The following is a 6,728-nucleotide window of genomic DNA, read 5'->3' as shown; positions in this document are numbered from 1 at the left end:
GGTGAAAAAGACTCTAAGGGTGAAGAAAACAAAGTTGCCACAAACGGTTCAACTGTAACTGTAACTGATAAAGATGATGACCTTCCACGTAAGATCACCTTCAGCAAGGTTAGCCTTGGTGGAACAGAAATCGCAGGCGCTCAAATCAAGATCTACAAGGGCGACAAGGCAGAAGGCACAGCCGTAGAAAGCTGGACTTCAGAAGCTGGTAAGTCTAAAGATCTCAACTTGGCTCCAGGAACTTACACCTTCCATGAGGAAGCAGCCCCAACTGGATACTTAGCAGTAACAGATATTACATTCCAAGTCAAACATGACGGCACAGTGGAAGTGACAAATGTTGGTGAAAAAGACTCTAAGGGTGAAGAAAACAAAGTTGCCACAAACGGTTCAACTGTAACTGTAACTGATAAAGATGATGACCTTCCACGTAAGATTACCTTCAGCAAGGTTAGCCTTGGTGGAACAGAAATCGCAGGTGCAGAGATTAAGATCTACAAAGGCGACAAGGCAGAAGGCACAGCCGTAGAAAGCTGGACTTCAGAAGCTGGTAAGTCTAAAGAGCTCAACTTGGCTCCAGGTACTTACACCTTCCATGAGGAAGCAGCTCCAACTGGTTACCTCAAAGTAACGGATATCACTTTCCAAGTCAAACATGATGGCACAGTGGAAGTGACAAACGTTGGTGAAAAAGACTCTAAAGGTGAAGAAAACAAAGTCGTTACAAATGGCTCAACTGTAACTGTGACTGACAAAGACGATGACCTTCCACGCAAGATTACCTTCAGTAAGGTTAGCCTTGGTGGTACGGAAATCGCAGGTGCTCAAATCAAGATCTACAAGGGCGACAAGGCAGAAGGTACAGCCGTAGAAAGCTGGACTTCAGAAGCTGGTAAGTCTAAAGATCTCAACTTGGCCCCAGGAACTTACACCTTCCATGAGGAAGCAGCTCCAACTGGTTACCTCAAAGTAACGGACATCACTTTCCAAGTCAAACATGACGGCACAGTGGAAGTGACAAATGTTGGTGAGAAAGACTCTAAGGGTGAAGAAAACAAAGTCGTTACCAACGGCTCAACTGTAACTGTAACCGACAAAGACGATGAACTTCCACGTAAGATTACCTTCAGCAAGGTAAATCTTGCAGGTGAAGAAATCGCGGGCGCAAAAATCCAAATTTTCCGTGGAGAAAAAGTTGCAGGTAGTCCTGTGGCTGAATGGACTTCAAAAGCAAATCAATCACATGTACTTGATTTGACTCCGGGAGTATATACTTTCCATGAAGAGGCCGCTCCAACTGGATACTTAGCAGTAACAGATATTACATTCCAAGTTAACTACGACGGAACTGTAACAGTGGTAAATGCTAGTGGAAATCAGGTTGAGTTTAAGGATGGTAAGTTAGTAGTAACGGACCAAACTGAACCAGAAAATCCTAACCTACCAAACACTGGAAGTGAATCTGGACAAGCTGCATTAGCAGCAGGTTTAGCTCTTCTAGCTTTAGGTGCAGGTCTTGTAGCAACTAAACGAAGAAAAGAAGACTAATCTCATTTAGTAGCCAATAAGTACAGTAAAGAAAGATCAGGGATAACCCCCTGGTCTTTTTTCTATGATTCAGAATAATGAAATATGCTAAATTAAACTATTTATCAGTATGGTGTATGACTATTGCTAGATTTCTTCTGAGTTTTACTTATATAAAATAGTTTGGATAATTATTAAGGTGTATCAAACTTATAAATAAATGGAATGTTTTGTGCATTGTTCCTTTCTGTTTGTTTAAAAGAGAAGTTGTTCGTATGTGTATACTAAACTTAAAGAAACTTCAGTCTGATGAAAGAATTAGTTTTTATGGCAGTAATTTTACACTGTGTCAATATTTTCAAAAGGCAATAACCTCATAATATTACAAAAAAAGTTAATTTTGTTTTATAATGAAACTAAAGGAGGTTTCTATATTAAAAATAGAACAAATATGATAAATATTGCACTTATATATAGTTATGATATATGTTAATATGATGTAACTTATTCAATAACCCTCATGGATTTCAACGAATTCGAAAGGAGATGAGTGTTGAGGTTTTATAATCATAGTTTGTCGTTTTAATGTTTTCGGTAATTTAGAAAGGAAGATTATGAAGAACAAGAAATTTTGGTTACCCATCCTAACTTCTCTGGCCTGTTTGCTAGGGATGATCTTTGCTCCAAATTCAGTTCAAGCAAAGGAACTGAAGAACGTTATCAGTAATATTGGAATTTGGGAGGTTGATAATGGTAAGTTTATAAAACCAGATGCGAATGGTGTTTATACACTTTCTCCTGAACATCATAACTACTCAAATTATAAATTCACTGTTGATTACGATTTGAGTGCCTATGATGGTAAATTAGAGGACGGTGATACCTTTACCTTTACTGTTCCGAGCCCTTTAACTGTTAGAAATGAAACTTTTGATTTAAAAGATAAGGAAACAGATCTCGTTATCGGGGAAACTCAAATTGTATCAAACGGGGATAATAATGGTGGTAAGGCAACTATTACATTAAAAAATCTGAAAACCTATCTTGAGAAAAAAGGTGGCTATCAAGTCCAAAACGTTAAAGGAAATTTCTTTGTTGGTTTTAGTTCTAAAAATGAATTAAGCAATGAAACGCTCCGTTTTGATAAAACGGAAACCATAAATGAAATCACCCATCAAATCAAGGTTAAAAAAGGTGGTACGGCTGATTATTCTGAAGGAATCGGTCGAGCTAATTTCAATAAATATCATGGTTTGATTTACAAAGAGGATTGGACATCAAAGGCTCTAAATAAGAGTGGAAAATACTTACACAGCTGGTATGTTCGTGTTAATCCGAAACAAGCAGCCTATAATAAAATTGAAATTCATGACTGGGTAGATCCAAATGCTTCACCAATGCAGATGATTCCTGAAACATTTAGCGTCACAGCAGGTTGGTATGATCAGTATTATTATCTGAAAGATGAAGTGGTTTTAGAAGCTGGTAAGGATTACCAAGTAAAATGGAATGATTCTTACACAGAATTTACCTTAACAATTAACAATGCATCTTCAATTCTTGCGAAGAACGGGAAACCAGCAGCATTTCGAATTAATTATAAAACAAGTGCTCCAGCTGATGGCACGCAAGTCCAAAACAATGCTGAAATGAAGGGTGATGACCAGATTCTAACATATGACGACTATAGTAATAAGACAGTCGTTAAGCAAATCGGAAACTCAGTCGTTGCTTCTGGCGGTACAATTCAGTTAGAAACAGGTTACCGTATCATTCTTTACAAGGTGGACGAGCTGACTCATGACCGTCTAAAAGGAGCAAAATTCAAGATTACTCCTCCAGCAGGAGCTACGGCTAAAGAGGAAATTGTAACGACAAATGATGACGGAATTGCTGAGTCATCTATTTACTCAGAGAGTGATATCAAGAAAGGGAACTTTACGGTAACCGAGATTGAGGCTCCTGAGGGATATGAGTTGAATCCTACTCCATTTGAGATGACTGTTGGACAAGATGGAGCTATCAAAACAGTTACAAATAAACGTAGCAAAGCTAAAGTTAAGATTAAGGCTAATAAAAAACTTACGGGTCGTGAGTTGAAGGCTGAAGAGTTTGAATTCACTTTAACAGACCAAGATGGTAAGGTGAAAGAAACTGTGAAGAATGACAAAGACGGAAACATTGCTTTCTCAGAATTGGAATTCGACAAAGCAGGGACTTATACCTTTAAAATTGCTGAAAAAGCTGGCAGTGATACAAGCATCAAGTACGACACTAAAACTATCACGGCTACAGTTACTGTAGTAGATAAGGGCAAAGGTGCACTTGAAGCAACTGTTTCTTACGATGATGAAAAAGCTTTTGAGAATACTTACACTCCAGCAAAAACGGAAGTTCCTGTGAAGAAAGTATGGAAGGACGAGAACAACCAAGACGGTAAACGTCCAACTTCTGTCACAGTTAAATTGCTTGCGGATGGTCAAGATACTGGTAAGACACTTGAGCTCAATGCCGCAAACGGTTGGACTGGAAGCTTCACAAACCTTGATGCTGATAAAGGCGGAACACCTATTCAGTACACTGTAGTAGAAGTAACTGTTGCTGGTTATACTTCTGAAATTACTGGTGATGCTGCATCAGGATTCACCATCACAAATAGCTATTCACCAGAAACAGTTGATGTAAAAGCAACTAAGAACTGGGATGACGCTAATAACCAAGACGGCAAACGTCCGACTAAGATTACAATCAATCTTTTAGCAGACGGTGAGAAAGTAGCATCGAAAGAGGTTCAAGCAGCCGCAGACGGAACTTGGACTGCTACATTCGAAAAATTAGCAAAATATAAAGCTGGTAAAGAAATTAAATACACTGTAACAGAAGAAGCCGTAGCAGAATACGAAGCGACTATTACAGACTTTACCATCACAAACAAATATGCTCCTAAAGAAATTGACTACAAGGTAACAAAAGTATGGAACGATGCGAACAACCAAGACGGCAAGCGTCCTGAGTCCGTAACGGTTCAACTTTATAAAAAAGTAGGAAATGCTGATCCAGTAGCCGTTGAAGGTAAGAAATTGACCTTAACAGCTAAGGAAAAGACTGATGATAACACTTGGGTAGCATCCTTCACCAATCTTCCACAATACGAAGCTGGAAAAGAAATCACCTATTCTATCAAGGAAGTGGATGTACCAGCTGGTTACGAAGCCTCTGTGACTGGTCAAGTAGTGACAAACACCTATAACCCAGAAACAATTGTTCTTTCAGGAACTAAGGTGTGGAAAGATAACAACAACCAAGACGGTAAACGTACAACATCTGTGAAAGTTCAAATTCTTAACGGCGACAAGGTTGTTCAAGAAATTGAAGTTTCAGAAAAAACTGGCTGGAAGTTCGAATCTAAAAAACTTCCTAAGTATGAGAATGGTAAGGAAATCAAGTACACTGTCAAAGAAACTGCTATGACAGAATACAAAGCAACCATCACTACAGACAAGGATGGCAAGTACACCATTACCAACGAACATACTCCAGAAAAAATTGCTGTAAGTGGACAAAAGACCTGGATTGATAATAACGACCAAGATCATATCCGTCCAGCATCTGTCACTGTCGCTCTTCTTGCCAATGGTAAAGAAACTGGCAAGACAGCAATCGCAACAGCTGAAACAGGTTGGAAGTATGAATTCACTGAACTGGATCGTTACCAAAATGGTAAAGCAATCGAGTACACAGTCAAAGAAGTTGGTGTTCCTACAGGTTACACAGCTACTGAAACTGGTATGAATGTGACCAACACCCACACACCAGAGAAAACATCTGTAAAAGGTAAGAAGATTTGGAAAGATGAAGATAACAAAGACGGTATCCGTCCATCTTCTGTCACTGTGAAACTTCTTGCAGATGGTAAGGAAACTGGTCAGACAGCTACAGTGTCAGAAACAAGTGGCTGGACTTATGAGTTTACAGGTCTTGATCGTTATCAAGAAGGTAAGGAGATTGCCTACACTGTTGAAGAAGTGAATGTTCCGGATGGTTATACAGCTTCAGTAGAAGGTTACAACATTACAAATACACACACTCCTGAAAAACCAACACCTGGCAAACCAAATGAACCAGGTAAGCCTAAAAAAGGTGGGGAATTGCCTAATACAGGAAGCGAGTCTAACCAAGTGGCTCTAGTAGCTGGAATCGCCCTTCTTGGATTGGGAACAGGATTCTTGGCAAGACGCAAAAAAGAAGATTAAGTTTTTTAAACGGTATCTTTCACGAAATTTTGCAACACATTTTAAAAGTAAAAACAAGTGTCAATGGAAATTGGCACTTGTTTTTTTGTAACTGACCCTGGTTCTACTACCGGATACAAGTGGATAGTTGCCACTTACTGAAAAGCTATTGTTTTCGCTACGAAATCCTCTATAATAGGTGACAAATAAAAAAGGAGATGTTACATATGATTGAAACAAGATTACAAGATAAATTGAAGCCAGGTTTGGAGGTAGAAAATTTTCAAAAAGATGGGGATATCTATCTGTCTCTTAATCCAGATTATCTATCTGGAGATAATGCTAAATACATGACCATGTATAACCGTATGGCTCGCTGGTACGATATGAGTGAGAAATGGATAGGACCACTTCTCCACGGCAAATCAATTGATAAGTTGAGAAGGGATCTGATGGAGGAAATAGAATGGAAAGATAATTTATCTGTTCTTTATGTTTCTATCGGGACTGGTCAAGACCTCCGTTATATCCCTGAGACAATTGACCTGAAAAGTTTAGACTTTGTAGGGGTAGATATTTCTATCAGTATGCTAGAAAAATGCCAGAAATCTTGCGCTAAAAAGACTAATTTGCAACTTTTCCATGCTTGCGCGGAGGATCTACCCTTTGCGGATAATAGTTTTGACATTGTCTACCATATTGGCGGAATCAATTTTTTCAATGATAAGGCCAAGGCTATGCAGGAAATGCTACGAGTGGCGAAGCCAGGGACTAAGATTTTAATTGCAGATGAGACGGCTGACTATGTGGATCAGCAATATAAGAAAAATCATTTTAGTAAGGATTATTTTAAAGATGCTACTGTTGATTTGAGTGAAATTGAGAATGTTGTTCCAAGCGAAGTTAAGGAAAAGGAAATGAAACTTCTTTGGGATGGCAAATTCTACTCCTTGACATTTAGGAAATAAG

At 38.8% G+C, this 6,728-nt stretch carries 3 protein-coding genes; all 3 read left to right on the top strand.

All coding sequences use genetic code 11. The annotated features are described in order from the left end of the window. On the top strand, positions 1–1,548 hold a 1,548-nt coding region (locus tag B7717_RS09600; protein WP_142357887.1), incomplete at its 5' end, for an MSCRAMM family protein. Between the two features lie 593 nt (positions 1,549–2,141). Continuing rightward, positions 2,142–5,780: a Cna B-type domain-containing protein gene (locus tag B7717_RS09595; RefSeq protein ID WP_084944691.1), complete on the top strand. Its 3,639-nt coding sequence runs from the start codon at positions 2,142–2,144 to the stop codon at positions 5,778–5,780. A 206-nt stretch (positions 5,781–5,986) separates the two neighbouring features. Beyond that, entirely contained in the window at positions 5,987–6,727 is a 741-nt protein-coding gene (locus B7717_RS09590) for a class I SAM-dependent methyltransferase (protein WP_084944689.1), read from the top strand. Position 6,728: the final 1 nt, after the last annotated feature.

This window comes from Streptococcus oralis subsp. oralis (assembly GCF_002096495.1).
Taxonomy (GTDB): domain Bacteria; phylum Bacillota; class Bacilli; order Lactobacillales; family Streptococcaceae; genus Streptococcus; species Streptococcus oralis_CU.
Note: the sequence above shows the minus strand (reverse complement) of the source record. Positions and strands in the feature narration are given on the sequence as shown.

Coding starts and splice junctions, on each gene's coding strand:
- B7717_RS09595 (WP_084944691.1), top strand. CDS start 2,142: ATGAAGAACAAGAAATTTTGGTTACCCATCCTAACTTCTCTGGCCTGT.
- B7717_RS09590 (WP_084944689.1), top strand. CDS start 5,987: ATGATTGAAACAAGATTACAAGATAAATTGAAGCCAGGTTTGGAGGTA.